The organism is Arthrobacter sp. 05T47, from assembly GCF_056395825.1.
In genome coordinates, this window is sequence record NZ_JBFTKG010000023.1 from 49265 (window position 1) to 65083 (window position 15819).

Annotated in this window: 11 protein-coding genes and 1 pseudogene; 7 read left to right on the plus strand and 5 right to left on the minus strand. The window is 63.6% G+C overall.

Features of this window, described 5'->3' with window-relative positions:
- Window positions 1–32 precede the first annotated feature (32 nt).
- Both AC1DEY_RS15640 and AC1DEY_RS15645 read right to left on the minus strand, forming a co-directional pair.
- Window positions 33–1259, minus strand: coding sequence for an NAD(P)/FAD-dependent oxidoreductase (locus tag AC1DEY_RS15640; protein ID WP_476868755.1), 1227 nt, complete (start codon window positions 1257–1259; stop codon window positions 33–35).
- A 172-nt stretch (window positions 1260–1431) separates the two neighbouring features.
- Window positions 1432–2265: an IclR family transcriptional regulator gene (locus AC1DEY_RS15645; protein ID WP_476868756.1), complete on the minus strand. Its 834-nt coding sequence runs from the start codon at window positions 2263–2265 to the stop codon at window positions 1432–1434.
- A 226-nt stretch (window positions 2266–2491) separates the two neighbouring features.
- On the opposite strand from AC1DEY_RS15645, the gene AC1DEY_RS15650 reads away from it, so the two are divergent.
- From AC1DEY_RS15650 to AC1DEY_RS15665, 4 genes are read left to right on the plus strand one after another with little or no spacing between them, the layout of a single operon-like run.
- Window positions 2492–3247 carry an SDR family oxidoreductase gene (locus AC1DEY_RS15650; protein WP_476868757.1) on the plus strand — a complete coding sequence of 252 codons (756 nt, stop codon included), beginning with the start codon at window positions 2492–2494 and terminating at the stop codon, window positions 3245–3247.
- Entirely contained in the window at window positions 3244–3852 is a 609-nt protein-coding gene (locus AC1DEY_RS15655; RefSeq protein WP_476868758.1) for a carboxymuconolactone decarboxylase family protein, read from the plus strand. Before AC1DEY_RS15650 ends, AC1DEY_RS15655 begins: the two co-directional genes overlap by 4 nt.
- Before the next feature lie 2 nt (window positions 3853–3854).
- Window positions 3855–4343: an HtaA domain-containing protein gene (locus tag AC1DEY_RS15660; protein ID WP_476868759.1), complete on the plus strand. Its 489-nt coding sequence runs from the start codon at window positions 3855–3857 to the stop codon at window positions 4341–4343.
- A gap of 2 nt (window positions 4344–4345) precedes the next feature.
- Window positions 4346–5053, plus strand: a complete 708-nt coding sequence (locus tag AC1DEY_RS15665) for a TetR/AcrR family transcriptional regulator (protein WP_476868760.1) — start codon at window positions 4346–4348, stop codon at window positions 5051–5053.
- Between the two features lie 15 nt (window positions 5054–5068).
- Here AC1DEY_RS15665 and AC1DEY_RS15670 read toward each other — a convergent pair whose 3' ends face one another.
- Window positions 5069–6013: an SDR family NAD(P)-dependent oxidoreductase gene (locus tag AC1DEY_RS15670; RefSeq protein WP_476868761.1), complete on the minus strand. Its 945-nt coding sequence runs from the start codon at window positions 6011–6013 to the stop codon at window positions 5069–5071.
- Between the two features lie 164 nt (window positions 6014–6177).
- Here AC1DEY_RS15670 and AC1DEY_RS15675 point away from each other — a divergent pair, with 164 nt between their 5' ends.
- From AC1DEY_RS15675 to AC1DEY_RS15685, 3 genes and pseudogenes are all read left to right on the plus strand, one after another.
- A complete protein-coding gene (locus AC1DEY_RS15675) occupies window positions 6178–7815 on the plus strand; it encodes a flavin-containing monooxygenase (RefSeq protein WP_476868762.1) in 1638 nt (545 codons plus the stop codon).
- Window positions 7816–7861: 46 nt separating this feature from the next.
- On the plus strand, window positions 7862–8791 hold the full coding sequence (locus AC1DEY_RS15680; RefSeq protein WP_476868763.1) for a VOC family protein: 930 nt from the start codon (window positions 7862–7864) through the stop codon (window positions 8789–8791).
- Window positions 8788–10621: pseudogene (locus AC1DEY_RS15685) on the plus strand (MFS transporter). The gene AC1DEY_RS15680 and the pseudogene AC1DEY_RS15685 overlap by 4 nt, the downstream one beginning before the upstream one ends.
- Window positions 10622–12669: 2048 nt before the next feature.
- On the opposite strand, the gene AC1DEY_RS15690 reads toward AC1DEY_RS15685, so the two are convergent.
- Window positions 12670–13914 carry a serine hydrolase domain-containing protein gene (locus tag AC1DEY_RS15690; RefSeq protein WP_476868785.1) on the minus strand — a complete coding sequence of 415 codons (1245 nt, stop codon included), beginning with the start codon at window positions 13912–13914 and terminating at the stop codon, window positions 12670–12672.
- A 965-nt stretch (window positions 13915–14879) separates the two neighbouring features.
- Complete coding sequence (locus AC1DEY_RS15695; RefSeq protein ID WP_476868786.1) at window positions 14880–15788, minus strand: LysR family transcriptional regulator; 909 nt, start codon at window positions 15786–15788, stop codon at window positions 14880–14882.
- Between the last annotated feature and the right edge of the window lie 31 nt (window positions 15789–15819).

Genomic DNA, 15819 nt, shown 5'->3' on the forward strand with positions numbered 1-15819 from the left:
TCGTAGTGGCCACTTCTCGTTGTGGCCGGGCGTCAGGCCCGTTGCTGCAGTTCTTCGACCAGTGCGGTGGCCGTTCCGCGGCCAGCGAGCAGTCGCCGAGCCTGGTTGAGTGCGCGCACCCAGTTCACAGTGACGGCGCCGCAGGCGATGCCATCGGCGTTCGCGTGGATAACGGCGACGCGTCCGTCTTCGACCAGGTCGCCGAGAACGATCGAGCTGCCCGCGGAGTCGCGCCAGCCTACGGAATGCACTTTCCAGTCATACTGGTCGGACCACACGTAGTCGTTCGAGTCATACGGTTGCATGTCGCCGCCGGTGATCGTCGTCGCAACGTACCGCGCCTGGTCACTCGCGTTGGTCCAGTGTTCGGCGCGGTGATCCAGGCCCCGGCCGGGATGGGGCCACCGGGCCACGTCGCCGATCGCATAGACGTCGTCGGCCCCGATCGCACGAAGAAAAGGGTCGGTCAGGACTCCGTTGTCAACGGTGAGGCCGGAGCCGACGAGCCAGCCGGTCGATGGGATTGAACCGATACCGACCACTGCGGTGGAGGCTTCAAGCCGTGTGCCGTCGTCGAGGACCACAGTGAGCGCGCCCGCCTCGCCCTGGATGTCGACGACCCCAACCCCAAATCGTGTCTCTGCACCGTTACGCAGGTGAAGGTCGACGAGGATGTCGGCGATCTCGGGGCCGACCAGGCGTGCCATGGGCTCCGCTACGGGGTCGACGACGGTGACCTGGCAGCCGGCCTTGAGCGCCGCCGCGGCGATCTCAGTGCCGATGAAGCCACCGCCGACGACGACGACGGGCTCCTTGAGAGCGAGACGCGCGGAGATGGCGCGTGAGTCGTCAAGGGTACGGAGCTGCAGCACGCCCGACGGCGGATTCCACGGCGATGGCCGGGCGGCCGCTCCGGTGGCGATGATCAGCACGTCGTACTGCACACTCGAGCCGTCGGCGAGGGCCACGGTGCGGGCCGCCGCATTGAGCGCGACGGCGGTGGTGCCGAGCCGGATGTCGATGGCGAGCTCGTCGAGTTCGGCGCGTGTGATCAGGAGGTTGCCCTCGATCACCTCGTCAGACCAGTCGGAGGCCAGGAGGTGCTTCGACAGCGGCGGCCGGTCGTAAGGGAGATCCTTCTCGGCGCCGATCAGGGTGATCGGCCCGGTGTGGCCGAGCGTTCGGAGGCCCTGCGCGGAACGGGTTCCCGCGAGCGAAGCCCCGACTATAACGACGTGACGGTCAACTGTTGTGGCCATATCCGAGTCCTTCTCCTCTTCATCGAGTTCGCGAGGCCGGCACGCCGGGCACCTTCGCGAGGCGTAGACAACTCGGTTCGAACCGTTGAACGGAACGCTGAGTCGCTATAACGCAACATCCCTAGTATTGATCCTGCGGGAGAGCAGTGTCAACCCAAGCGGCCGACGGCGGTCAGCGGGCGATGGCCGAACCAGGCTTGCTTGTGCCGCTGATGTATCCCGTGAGCCGCTTTGCGGCCTCTCGGACGGCCGCAGCAAGCGACGAGGAGTGCGCAGCGTTGAACCGCGCCTCGGGGATGGTGATGCCGGTGGCGCCCACCACCGCCCCCGAGGGTCCGAAAACCGGCGCCGCGATTGCGATCGCGCCCTCAATGCGCTCCCCATGGGTGATGGCGTAGCCCTCTTCGCGAATCTTGTCCAGGCGCACGAGGAGCGTTTCGGCGTCGACTACCGTGCGGCTGGTGGCCGCACCGAGCGGGCCGCGCGCGATTTCATCCCGCACACCCTCCGGCAGGAACGCGAGAATCGCCAGCCCGCTCGCGCCGGCATGCAGGGAAAGCCAGATATTTTCCGGCAGCGTGTAGCGGAGCGGATGGGGTGATTCGACGGTGAGGGTAAACATCATTTCCCGCCGCCGCTCCCCGTAAACGCCAAAAAAGGACGATTCACCGGACTCCTCCGCGAGTTCGCGCAGAGTGTCATTGGCAACTTCATGAAGGGGAAAACGGGCCGTCGTCGTCCAGGCGATCCGGAGAAATTCGAGACCGAGCCGATACGACCCATGCGAGGTGCGACTCACCAGGCCGATTCGTTCAAGGTCGGTAACGAGCCGGTGCACGGTACTCGGACTCACCCCCAGGCGACCGGCCAGTTCGCGCACGCCATGCACCTCCTGGTTGCTGTCGACCATGAGCGTGAGCAACTCAATGCCGCGCGCAAGGGGGTGGCGGAGCCGCTGCTCGTCTACGGCGACGCGCTGCTGGCCATCAGACTGTGGGTTCATCATTCACTACTCCCGCTGGCGCCGGCCCTGCCGCTTGACTTTCCTCGGCGGTGCCAGCAATCTTGGGTTACATAACAGAACGACTGTTCCGTTGTGTACGACGTTAGTTCACCACCACCATAATGTCGACAGGGCCGATAGCAATGCGACAGTCGCCGCCCCGTCGCAAAGAACAGAGGACACGGGTCATGATCACGGCGCAGCAGAAATTCAACAGACGAGTTGCCAATTGAGCGCCGGCAAGCGTGTCGCCGTCGTCAGCGGGGGCGGCGCAGGAATTGGGCTCGCGATCGCGCAGAGACTGTCCGAGGCCGAATTCGCTGTGGTTATCCTCGACATCGGCGAGGGCTCGGCTGAGAGTGCCGCGCAGTCGATCACCGAAGCGGGCGGAGTTGCCCGGGGATATCGCGCCGACGTGAGCGACCGCGGAGAGGTGGATGCGGCGATAGACGCTGCACGCGATGAGCTCGGGCCCATCTCCGCCATTATTGCGAACGCCGCCGTGGCGATCCAGCAGCCGTTCCTCGACATGACCCTGGAGCAGTGGAACCGCACCCTGGCGATCAACCTGACCGGCACGTTCAATGTCGTCCAGTCTGCGCTCCCTGATCTCGTTGCGGACGGCTGGGGGCGGATCGTGCTCATCTCCTCCTCGAGTGCCCAACGCGGGGCGCCCAACATGGCCCACTACGCCGCCTCGAAAGGTGGACAGATGGCCCTCACCAAGGCGCTCGCGATGGAGTTCGCCAAGTCGAATATCACCGTGAACACGGTTGCGCCATCGTCCATCGACACGCCCAGCGTGCAGAAGAAGCGCGACGCCGGCAAAATGCCTTCGGCGGCCGACATGGCGAAGTACATCCCGGTAGGTCGGGTCGGAACCGGCGACGACATTGCCGCAGCCGTCGGGTACCTGGTGTCGGACGGGGCCTCGTACGTGACCGGCCAGACCATCAGCGTCAACGGCGGGTCGTTCATCGGATGACCGCGAACCAGCCCCGAATCCCCCCGCGTCCCGTCGACGAGTGGGACGACGAGGTCGACCAGGCATTGTCGATACTCTCCGTGCAGGGCCACGGCTCGCCATCCGGCCAGCCGCAGCGGACAACCTCGCACATCATCGGTATCTATGCGTGGCATCCGGATCTCATCCGTGGGTGGATGCCCTTTTCCAACCATCTGCGCCGCTCGTCGCTCAGCGACCGCATCCGCGAGATCGCCATTATCCGAACGGCGTGGCTCAGCCATGGGGAGTACGAGTGGGCACAACATGTACGCATGAGCCGCGCGAACGGCTGGCTAACTGAACCCGAACTCGAAGCACTGTCCGTCGGTCCGGACGCTCTGGAATGGTCGCCCAACGATGCCGCCGTGGTGCGGGCGATCGACGAAATGGTCCAGTCCAAGAACGTCCAGGCAGCGGTGTGGGCCGAACTGGAGGCACAGTTCACGCGGCCGCAGCTCCTCGACCTCGTGTTTACGGTGGGAACCTACGACATGCACGCCATGGCGTTTGCTACCCTCGGCTTGCAGCTTGAGCCAGGCATGCAAGGATTCCCTCAGAGCCACAGCACGGAAAGCCGGGACTGACGATGTCGACAACGAACGCGAACTCGATCGGCTCACTGACCTGGGCAGTGCGAGACTCCCTGATGCGTTATGTCACGGTGATCGCGGGCGGCTCATATGAAATCGACGGACCGGCCTCAGTCGACGGCAGCGGGGTGTTCACGTTCCCGCTAGTCCGCGCGGTGCCCACGGACGACGGCTGGCGCCTGTTGTTCTCCGGCTCCATCCATTTCACAGCGCACCATGGCCTCCTCGACATCCGGATCATCGACCCCGAGATCGTCGTCCGGCCGACAAGCGGAGCCCTGCTCGCCCGCACCCATGTGGACACCGCTGAACTCACCTCCATCGTTGAGTTGGGAGCCGCGACACCCACCGAGGACGGCGACTTGCTGGTCTGGGATGCCGTGCCCTCCAAATTGCTCGGCTCCGCGGTCGACATGTTCGGCACGGTGTACCCCGCCGGTACTCCAATGGCACCCCTCGGTATCCGGATCACGATAGATTCGTAGTTATGTCCCGAAATGCGCCCGAACCGCGGCCGATCCAAAGCGACCGTCGACCACCCACGGAGCGCAACAACGTGCGTGGTGAGGCAACCCGCCAGGTGATTCTCGCGGCTGCCGAACGCCTTTTCGCCGAACGCGGCATCACGGCAGTGCCGCTCCGCGATATCGGTATCGCCGCTGGTCAGCGCAACCATGCGGCGGTGCAGTACCACTTTGGTGACCGCGACGAGCTGGTAAAGGCGATCATGGAGTCACGTGGCGCCGAAAGCGAAGCGCACCGCGTGCAGGTTGTAACCAGTCTGATGATGGGCAACCGAACGCCAACCATCTCGGACGTCGTCGACGCCTTCGTTCGCCCTCTCGCCATCCACATAAAGCCCAACAATCACTACCTGGCGTTCCTCTCCCTGTTGATCACAGGGCAGGGCGGTTACGAGGGGCTAAATAACCGCGACATTCACACGGGTGCGTCGGTAATCACTCTGGGCACGCTGCTCGGCCGCCTTGTGACAGAACTGCCGCCCGCAGTGCTGGACGAGCGCTGGTCGCTGGCCCGGACGAGCGCGGTGCACGCGCTCGCCCGGTACCAGTCTGCACAGCAGAAACGCGAGCACTTGCCCGCAAAGATCGAAGTACTGATCGATGACCTGGTGGCATTCCTGTCAGCGGGACTCATCGCCCCGCTTGCGGACACCGACCCGCGCGCCCACTGATCAGGCCCTTGGCGCTCAGGCGCTGAGGTGCCCCATGAACTTCGAGGCCCAGTCGTGGAGGCTGGCGGGGATGTAGTAGTCCGCGTTGTCATTGATTTCATCCCAGTGCTCGACGACGTCCTCCAGTGGGGCTACACCGTCACCTTCGTGGACCCACCCCGGCGTTATGCCGAGGAACCACCGCGCGAACCGGCCGCCTCCGGCGACGAGTATCTCGCCGTTCACCTGGCACGACTCATGCGCAAGATAGGCCACCATGGGCGCGACGTGGGCGGTGTCCATGGCCTGCATGCGCGCCTTGTCCACAGCTGCTGTGGTAACGATGTTGGGCTTCTTCGCCGACTCGCTCGGCCTCGTCACCGCATTCGGTGCGATGCAGTTGACGAGGATTCCCTTTGGGGCGCCGGCCACAGCGAGGCTGCGGGTAAACCCAATGAGGGCCCCCTTCGCCGTCGCGTAGGCGAGGTTGTCGGCCAGGCCCAGCATGCCCGTGGACGTGGTGGTAATGACGCGCCCGTAGCCCTGTTCCTCCATGTACGGCCAGGCAGCGCGGGTGGTGTGCCACGTACCCCGAAGGTGCACATCAAGTGTGCGCTCGAGGTTGTCCGCATCTGCTTCCGGGAAGGTGGCCCACCGTGAAATACCGGCGTTGTTGACCACAATGTCGATGCGGCCGAACTCCTTCACCGCGGTCTCAACGATCGAGTGGCAGCCGCCTTCGCTGCCGACGTCATTGGTGTCGGCAACCGCTTCACCGCCGGCGGCGATGATCTCCTGGACAACGTCGTTGGCGGGGCCAGCGTCGTTCCCCTCGCCCTCCTTGCTGCCGCCCAGGTCATTGACTACTACCTTCGCGCCTCGTTCGGCGAGCAGCAGCGCGTGGGCTCGACCAAGACCGCGTCCCGCTCCGGTCACTATGGCAACTCGTCCGTCATACCGAAGGTCATGGATAGCGTTCATCATTCTCCTTTGAAGTGATCCTGAGCAGATATCATCACACGTGCTCATATTCCGCAATCATTGATGGCCAGCAAATTCGGGGTGTATTGTCTTTTTTCAGCACTAGTGCTTATATATTGCAGATAGCCCAAGAGTATCCTCATGATGGAGTGGGAGCAAGAAGAATGACAGTGAAGTCAGACAACGAAGTCGATGTAGACGTACTGGTGATCGGCGCTGGAGTCGTCGGAATCTACGCCCTCTACCGGGCAATCGATGCGGGATTCACCGCACGCACCTTGGAAGCCGGCGACGGCGTAGGCGGCGTCTGGTACTGGAACCGCTACCCGGAGGCACGCTTCGACTCGGAGAGCTACACCTACGGATACATCTTCTCGAAGGAGCTGTTCAGCGAGTGGCGCTGGCAGGAAGAATTCGCGACGCAGCCCGAAATCGAGGACTACCTCAACTTTGTCGTCGACCGCTTCGACCTGCGCAAGAACATCAGCACTGGGCAGCGCGTCGTTTCGGCGGTGTACGACGAGACAGACGCCATCTGGGTTGTAACCACTGAAGCGGGCGAGATCACTCGCGCACGCTGGGTCATCTCCGCCACCGGCGGCCTCTCGGTGCCGCACCTCCCCGAGATCGAGGGCCTGGACGACTTCCAGGGGGAAGGACACCACACCGGCGCGTGGCCGCACACGCCGATCGATTTCACCGGCAAGCGCGTGGCGATCATTGGCAACGGCCCCAGCGGCGCCCAGCTGCTGCCGGCAATTGTCGACGTCGTCGAATCTGTCGACCTCTACCAGCGCACCCCGACGTGGACCTCACCCCTGAACAACGCCCCCATCACCAGCGAACGGTACGAATGGCTCCACGATAACTTCGAGGACATCGTGAAGGTGCTCAGCACGTCGCCGTCGGGGTTCCTCCACGAACCTGCCGGGAAGTTCTCCACCGAGGACTCCGCGGAAGCCCGCCAGGAGTTCTACGAGAAGATCTGGACGAGCCCCGGCTTCGCGAAGCTGACCTCGAACTACTACGACATGACCACCAACCGGGAAGTAAACCTCGAGTTCTGCGAGTTCCTGGCCACCAAGATCCGCGGCATCGTACAGGACCCCGTCACGGCCGACCGCCTCATTCCGAAGGATCACCTGTTCGGCGCGAAGCGTCCGCCCTTCGTGACAAATTACTTCGAGTCGTTCAACAATCCGAACGCCGGACTCATCTCGCTCAAGGAAACGCCGATCGTGCGGGTCGACGCGACCGGGATCGAGACCACGGAGGGACACCGGGACTACGACATCATCGTGTACGCCACCGGATTCGACTTCGGCACGGGCGCCCTCACCCGGATGGGCGTCAAGGGCCGCGAGGGACTCGACCTGAGTACCGACTGGGCGGAGGGCCCGTCCGATTTCTGCGGGTTCAGCGCAAACCGCCTGCCGAACTTCTTTTTCCCGGGAGGTCCGCACGGTGCGGGAGGCGGAAACTACCCGCGGTACTCGCAGGACCAGGTCGATTGGATCCTCGACACGATCATTTACGCACGCGAACAGGGCTATCACAGCTTCGAGCCGACGGCCGCGCAGGAGGCGATCTGGATGACGATGGTGGAGACGCTCGCACCCCTGTCGATCTTCTCCGCCGAACACAGCCACTACTACGGTGCCAACGTCGAGAACAAGCCGCGCAAGTTCCTGCTCAACCCGGGCGGCCGCGGGAAACTGCACGAGATCCTGGACGGGGTCACGGCGACGGAAAACTACGGAGGCGCGCTTTCCTCGGCCCACGAGACAGTGGCAGCCGGCTGAACCCCGTGGCAGCGCTGCAGGCACCATCCAGTTCAAGGAGAGCGGCATGACCGGAATTGACCAAGCCTTCCTCGTGAAGTCGGTGTTTCATCCGACCATCCACGTGCCAAGCCTCGACGCGGCGGAGGATTTCTTCACCCGCGTCTTCGGGCGGCCGAGCACAAACATCGGCACCGTCATGACGTCCCCGCCGGCTCCGGGCCATTCAACCGACTACTCAAATTACACGATGGTCGCAGACGTCCTCATCGACAGCCTCGAGCCGAAGCGGTATTTCACGGGCGGGGTCCAGCGGTATCCCGATATCGACACCGGCCACCTGAACGCAATCGGTTGGTACGTCGATGGCGTTAAAGATCTGTACCAGGAGTTCCGGTCGGCCGGCGTGCGCCTCGTCGATGCGCGTGACGAGGCGCTCGACGACGAAGACTGGAGCGGCGGACCGTCACCTTTCTACTCCTTGGCCGAGGATGCCGGGATGCGGTACCAGTTCTTCGAGACGTTCCCCTTCCCGCTCGACCCGCGGTTCGACCCCGATTGGAGTGCATCCGCCGTTCACGACGGCGACCCGCTGGGCATCGTGCGCACCTCGCATCACACGGTCCTCACCACGCGACCGGACCGGGCCCTCAAGGTCGCCGTCGACGTCCTGGGTGGTGAGATCATCCACTCGGGTGGCGATGGCCTACGGGGAATATCCGGCCCTTACGTGCGTCTGGCCGACGCCGTGTTTCACTTCGCAACTCCCGAGGCGGGCACTCTGGCCGCGGCTGACCAGGCGCAGCACGGCATGGTCGACGCCTACCACGCCATTACCTGGGAGGTTGAGGACCTGGACCGGGTCGCCAAGCACCTGACGGCGAACGGGGTGGGCATCGCAGCGCGCTCGGCCACCTCGCTCGTGACCGGCCCGGCCACGAGCCTCGGGGTGCCCTGGGGATTCACCACTGAGCCACCCTGGCGCCGGTCTTCATGATCGTCGCCGATCCGCCCGCGGGGCACCCGCTTCCGTCCCGCGCGCGCCAGCGCCTCATCGTCGCGGTGCTCGCATTCGCAGGTGCGAGCGCCTCATTCCAGCAGACCATCCTGATCCCCATCCAGGGAGCGCTCCCGGAGCTCCTCCATGCGAGTCCGGACGATACCGCGTGGGTGATTACGGTGACCCTCCTGGTCTCCGCGATCTGCACCCCGATCGCGGGCCGCCTCGGAGACATGTTCGGCAAACGCCGCATCGCCCTGGTGCTTCTCGGGCTGCTCATCGCCGGTTCGGTGGTGGCCGCTCTTGCGCCGACGGTACTGCCCCTCATCATCGGCCCGCGCGCTGCAAGGGACCGGACTGGGAGTCATCCCGCTCGGCATCGCCCTCCTCGGGGACTCGATCGCCCCGGCCCGCCTGGGCTCGTCCATCGCGCTCGTCAGCGCGACCCTCGGCGTCGGGGCGTCACTTGGGCTGCCCATCAGCGCCTTCGTCACAGAGCATGCCGATTTCCGGGTGCTTTTCTGGGTAGCCGCGGGAATCGGTGTGATCACCCTCGTGCTCGTGTTCCTGATCGTCCCCGAGCACGGAAAACCGCCGGGAGGGGCGATCGACGCGGGCGGCATAGCGGGCCTTACAATCGGACTGGTCGCCCTGCTCCTGGCCGTCTCCCGCGGGAACACGTGGGGATGGACGTCGCCGGTGACGCTCACACTGCTCATCGGTGGCGTCGTCGTCTTTCTCGCCTGGGGAGCATACGAACTGCGGCTGCGGGATCCCCTCGTCGATCTTCGGGTCAACGCGCGTCCGGCTGTACTCCTCACCAATGTCGCGTCCGTCGCCATGGGATTCGCCCTGTTCGCATCGAGCATCGCCTTTCCGCAGCTTCTCGAGTTCCCTGCCGCGGCTGGCGGCCTCGGCCTGCCCCTGCTCACCACGGGGCTGGCGCTCATGCCCTCGGGCTTCGCGATGCTCGCCATGTCGCCCATTGCGGGCCGTCTCGAACGGCGGTTTGGCGCCAAACCCTCGCTCGTCGCGGGATCGTTGATCATCGCCGCATGTTATGCCGCATCGATCATTCTCGACCTGCAGCTGTGGCACATCCTCCTGATCAACGCGTTCACGGGTGTCGGCGTCGGGCTCGGCTACGCCGCCATGCCCACCCTCATCATGCAGGCGGTTCCGCGGAACGAGACCGCTGCCGCGAACGGGCTGAACGCCCTCATGCGCGGGCTCGGCACGGCGACCGCTGCGGCCGCGATCGCCGCGGTCCTTACGAGCCCCGGCATCTCCACCGACGGATCCCCTGTCTCCCCTGGCGAAAGGTTCGACGGCGCGTTCACACTGGGGCTCGTCGCCGCACTCGCCTCGGCGGCGATCGCCGCCTTCATTCCGAGACGCGGCGCCCCCAGTGGTCACGTTGCCCCGGATGTGCAGCCGCACGTCCGTTCCCATGCCTCGCCCCTACAGAAAGCGATCATCATGACCGATTCACCGAACACCCCCCGCGAGATCCTGATCGCCCTCGTAAACGCCGTGGACGGAAAGGATGCCGAGTTCAACGAGTGGTACTCCGACACGCACATCCCTGAGGTGGTTGCCCTGCCGGGGTTCGTCAGCGCGCAGCGATATGAATTTGCCAGCGACGCGCCCACCCCCTACCGGTACGCCACGGTGTACGAGATCGAAGGCTCCGCGGCCCGCGCGCAGACAGTGCTGTTCGGCGCAGGACTCGGCGGCACCGACACGCAAGATCTGCCGCAGATGTTCTTCGGCGCCTTCGCCCCCATCGGCGGTCCAACGAGCGTCGACCCGCGCGCCGATGGATAAACTGCGCCGCGCGGCCCCCATGGACCTCCGCAACACCGGTTCGGACCCTAAAAATTCCGGCCACAATCACGACATCCTCAAGCCCGGGAACCATCTCAGCTTGCGTGTGGGCTCAGAAGTCCTGACCGGAATCGTAGACGCAGTGATGCCTGATAAGTCCTGGTTCTGGATCTGGGCTGACGGCGGCCTGGGCCGGCGCATGGTTGACGCCAGCGACACGGCTGTCGTTGGAGCGGAGCGTGGTAAATGAACGAGCAACTGTGGCGCGGCCTATAGCCATGGATGGCCCTCGAGACATGTCGGCTTTGACAGGGCCCAAGACAATTTCATCGACCTCCGTCCGGGTTGTCGTTGCTGGTGCTCCGACACACCCCGCTCCACAATTTCCCCCGAACTGCCCAACCCAACCACGAAGGCGGACGAAATGGCTAGACGAAAGGAAGAATCGATGGTCGGTCACGGAACCGCGAAATCAGCGCCCGATGCGACCGCAATCCCCGGAGGCGGAAAGCGCGCGACCCCTGAAGGACACGCACTATCAGGGCAAATCACCGCATTTGCATGGGAAGGTTGGTGGATGCAGGAAGCGGTCACCGCAACGTGGGACGCCACCCCGTCAGCGACAAGAAGAACAGAACGCGTCATTCTCGCAGATCCAAATACTTCCAAGGGCTTCCCAATAACCTGCAACAGCCACGGCGGCAATGACTGCTGGCCTCGGAAACCTGGTCTTCATTACTGAACGTAGAAACTGATCCTATTCTTGGAAGGGAGCCTTTGGCAGACGTTGGGTCTGCCGGCGTACATAAAGGAGAAACGCCGGACTGAGCCGTGCTGGGCGAGCGCGTCAGCGTGCAGGTCTGTCGGATCTGCGGCCCCGACACACAATTAAAATCCCGCCGAAAGGCCATTGCGGCACCTCACGCTGAAACACGACCTGAAGTAGGCTCGTCCGCGCGTCCACACTTCTTCGTAAATTTGTGCACACACTGGGCTCGAAATACCCCTGAACTGCGCCAACAGTATGTCTTTATGCGGGTTCCGGTCCCACACACTCCGACGCAGTTCTTTGACTCTGTCGACTGTGCCCTGTGGGCTGCTGCATGCCCGGCCTTCCGGCCAGCAGCCACGCCGACAGCGCATTGGTAAATGTGGCGATCCGACAGCCCCAGGTGGCGTGCGCTCAGCGCAAGGCTGGAGAACATCCCGTCGGGCGGTCATGTCGGTACCGCGTGAGGATGGCATGGAGAGGCGATAGCGCGAGGTCGCGGAGCACACTCCGAAAGAAGCACGGCAGCTATGAGCTCCCATCCATGGCATGCGCGCCGTTCCAGCCGGCGCTACTGCCCTCGACGGCACCCTCGCCGCAGCCACGACAGGCTTCCGCTCCTGGTCTCCCCCGCAGGTCATGTCAGAATCGGCGGCGCAGAGCAAGAACAGATGTCACCGAACGGACGAGGAGCGTAAAGGGACGCACCCCTTTGGACGGACAACCGACCACATAACAGCTCCCCAGTGCGACAAAAGGTAGCCAGTCGAGGCCAAGGTGATGTCGTCACCACAACTCCGCAGCATGAATAAGCGCAAGACCAACCACGGCCACCACGAGCGCCAGATAGGAGGCCCGAATGACCCCACATCCCAGCAGTCGGAGGGCCCACGAGCCAGGGACCTGAACCCGCCACCCACGTAACTTCACAGGCCACCGCGGCGCCAGGCACAGCCCGCGACAAGCGTCAGAGGGACCCAACCAGGGTCAATGTACACACGTTAAAGCAAAAACCCCTCTGACGAGGGGGAATGCTGTGCCCGAGGTGGGACTCGAACTGCATTCCCTCCCCCGCAAACACTGGACTCCCGCGGAAACATGCGGAATCCGGCCCGGTCCGAGCCACATACGACCCGATCCGAAGCCCAAAGTGTGGACAACGTACGCACCCCGCTTTTTGATCACAATGGTACGCACGGTCCAGTGCAACTGCATTCCCTCTGCACAGATAACCCCCGGGGCCGAGCTCTCAGGCCAGGCCGGCGTCGCCGCGTCAGGTTCACCGCGTGGCTGGACCTGAAGGCGCTGCGCCGTAGAGGTCCCCGATGATGGCCTTGGCGATAGTCGATGCCGGGTCCCGTCCATCCGGTGACGGGGCAAGGTTGGTCCACACCACCAAGGTCACATTGTTCTGCGGATCTCTGCCCATGAAGGTGTTGTAGCCGGGGAGTTCGCCGGTGTGTCCGTAGAGCGGGCCGAACTGGGCCAATGCCATGCCATACCGCGCCGCGCCTGGGTTGTCCGGATCGATCGGCGCAAGGCTGTCCATGCGCTTCTTTTGAAGGTCCGGGTTGAGCAGCTTGCCGTCGGTGAGGCCCTCCGCCAAGGTCATGAGGTCGCCCGCCGTGGAGACGCCCTGCCCGGCAGCCCACGTCCAAGAAGGGTTGGCATTTGTATAGTCATTCGGTTTCAAAGAGCCGTCCTGCGCCTTAGCTATCAAGTCAGCCGGAAGTCTGGCCGTGGACAGGGTGAGGAGGTTGTCCATGTACATGTAACCGCGGGAGAAAGGCTCGGGAAGGACCGAAGAGTCAGACGCCGGAAACGATGTTTGTTTCAGTCCGAGTGGTCCCAGGATCCGATCGCGCACGATCTGCCCGAAGTCCTTACCATCCAGTTTCTCGGCTACGAGCCCCAGCAGAACCGTGTTGGTGTTCGAATAGTGAAAGCCTTCGCCGGGGCCGAAATAAGCGGGCAGCGGCAGGGCGATGGCCACCAGTTGTTCAGGCGTCCAAACTCGTTGCGGCGTGGTATCTAGCGCCTTGCTGAGCTCGTACGACTCCGAGTAGTTGTAGATTCCGCTCCGCATGGTCAGGAGTTGCTCAATGGTGATGTTGTCGCCGTTCGGTACATCAGAGCGGTACTTCGAAACGGGATCCTCAAGCTTGAGTTTGCCTTCCTGCACGAGCTGCAGAATGACGGTCCCAGTCCACGTCTTTGTGACGGAGCCGATGCGGATGTGGTCGTCGAGCGAGACGGGTGTTGACCCTCCGGCGCTCGTCACGCCGTAGGTGAGGCTGACGTCGCCTTGAGGGGTGCGGAGCATCATGGCCGCTCCCGGTACGAGTAGCTCCTTGGCGAGAGTCCGGAAAGTGTCCTGGACCTTGGCTTTGTCCAGCCCTCCCAGAGTCGCGGATCCTGTCTTTCCTCCCTCCGTCGTGCCGGTAGTTGAAGCGGCCACCGACGGCGGCGCAGTGGACGACGCGGGGGCCTGCGTGGGCGTGGACGTACATCCGGAGAGCGCCAACGCAGTCGCGGTTGCGATGCCGAGCGCGATGAGGAGGCGGGAGGGGACACGCCAATTGTGATTGTGCCTGCTACTGGTCACGGTTGACTCCCCGGCGACGCTGATAGTTGCGCTCAACCTACCCCAGCGGCGTCGCGAGATCTACCCCTTTCCCAGACCTTATGACATGAGGCAACAAACGAGCACCACCTAACCCTTGGTACCCAAAGCCATGCCATAGGGCGAGGCCTGAGGAGGAACAGGATGAACAATCAGCGACGCGCAGAAATGAAACTTACCACCGGTTGCTCTCAGGTCATGTCGCCCAAGCCAAGGACAGCCATGAACGGGTACCGAAGCACAAACGGTCGACCAATAGGTATGGAGGCAGCCGCCCACGGCAACGGCCACCAATAAAGAGGGCCCCGAAGGGGCCCTCAAAACACAATTTGTAAAGCAAAAAATCCCCTCTGACGAGGGGGAATGCTGTTCCCGAGGTGGGACTCGAACTGCATTCCCTCCCCCGCAAACACGGTACTCCCCCGCAAACATAAGGAATCCGGCCCGATCCGACCCACATACGACCCGGTCCGAAGGCCGAAGTGTCGACAATGTACACACTCGAAAATGGCCAGATCCAAGGAATTGAACGAAGCCCGGCCCAAGCGCGTTCGATCGCTTGAAGAGCCAACTGATACCGAAATTGCCGGGTTCGATCTCACAACGGTCGACCCGCATCCCGTCGAGCTCGGCCGGCGGGGTTGAGATAGCCAACGTCGGATCCAATGATCCGACGTTGGAACCTGTGGTCCGGGTCTTCTCCCCCTCGCTGCTTGTGCGGGCATCCTCGACGCCTCCGCCTGAATATCCGGCTACCTCCTGTCGGCACGCCCGGAGCCGGGCTTTTGGGCTTTCTGCTGCCGGGCCGTCAGGGTCTCCGGGGGTGATGCGGAGAGGACGCTTGTTGCTCTGCGCCTACGGCGCCTCTAGCTCGCAGCTGGGCCTGCAATCTTGCGCAGGAGGCTGGCAAGGTGCTGAATGCCCGGGCTTTCGGTCATGGTCCTGCGGTGCACCATCCCCACACGACGAGCCGGCACGGGGTGGACCACCGGTACAGTGACCACATCCGGGGGCAGGGCGGGCCTGCCGAGACGAGGCACGAGCGCCACCACGGCCCCTTGTTCCACCAGCGCGATGTGGGTTGCGAAGTCCGGATCGTAGACCTGGATATCCGGGACACGGCCCAGATCGGCAAACATCCGCAATAGGGCCTCGTTGCAGATAGCGCCGTGCGGGGTGCTGATCCAGCGCTCATCGACCATATCGGCAGCCTCCACTTCCGCCCTTCCTGCCAGGGGATGGTTGCGGTGAACCAGAAGATCCGCGATGTCATCGCACAGCCACTCGAGCATCACGTGCTCTGGAATCACAAGCGGCACGGAGTTCCAATCGTGGACGATGCCGAGGTCGGCTTCCCCGCCGGCTACACGTGCCACCGCTTCACGTGGGTCCTCAGCCAGCACAGTGACGTCCAGATCAGTTCCGGAGGAAGCGACCATGCCCAGCATCGGCCCCACCAGCCCCCGGCACGCAGTGGAGAAGGACACCACCTTCAAACGGCCATACGGTTTGGCGGGATCGGACAGGAGCGTGGACTGGAGTTCTTCCAGTTCGGCGAGAATGCGGCGCCCGTAAGCGGCCAAGGCAAGTCCGCGTTCAGTCAGCAGCACCCCTCGGCCATGCCGCTCCAGGACCGAGAAGCCAGTCTGCTTTTCCAGCTTCTTGATCTGCTGCGATACCGCCGACGGGCTGAAGCCCATCACCTCTGATGCTGCAATGACGGAACCATGGTGCTCAATCGCTGCCAGCGCACGGAGCGCTCCGATATCTATCATGAAGCAAACGTACATGCTATCCGGTATGAAT

What these genes read in the sequence shown, in the direction of transcription:
- AC1DEY_RS15665 (WP_476868760.1), top strand. Translation starts at nt 4,346, where the DNA reads ATGTCCCGAAATGCGCCCGAACCGCGGCCGATCCAAAGCGACCGTCGA.
- AC1DEY_RS15675 (WP_476868762.1), top strand. Translation starts at nt 6,178, where the DNA reads ATGACAGTGAAGTCAGACAACGAAGTCGATGTAGACGTACTGGTGATC.
- AC1DEY_RS15695 (WP_476868786.1), bottom strand. Translation starts at nt 15,788, where the DNA reads ATGATAGATATCGGAGCGCTCCGTGCGCTGGCAGCGATTGAGCACCAT.
- AC1DEY_RS15660 (WP_476868759.1), top strand. Translation starts at nt 3,855, where the DNA reads ATGTCGACAACGAACGCGAACTCGATCGGCTCACTGACCTGGGCAGTG.
- AC1DEY_RS15670 (WP_476868761.1), bottom strand. Translation starts at nt 6,013, where the DNA reads ATGAACGCTATCCATGACCTTCGGTATGACGGACGAGTTGCCATAGTG.
- AC1DEY_RS15680 (WP_476868763.1), top strand. Translation starts at nt 7,862, where the DNA reads ATGACCGGAATTGACCAAGCCTTCCTCGTGAAGTCGGTGTTTCATCCG.
- AC1DEY_RS15640 (WP_476868755.1), bottom strand. Translation starts at nt 1,259, where the DNA reads ATGGCCACAACAGTTGACCGTCACGTCGTTATAGTCGGGGCTTCGCTC.
- AC1DEY_RS15655 (WP_476868758.1), top strand. Translation starts at nt 3,244, where the DNA reads ATGACCGCGAACCAGCCCCGAATCCCCCCGCGTCCCGTCGACGAGTGG.
- AC1DEY_RS15645 (WP_476868756.1), bottom strand. Translation starts at nt 2,265, where the DNA reads ATGATGAACCCACAGTCTGATGGCCAGCAGCGCGTCGCCGTAGACGAG.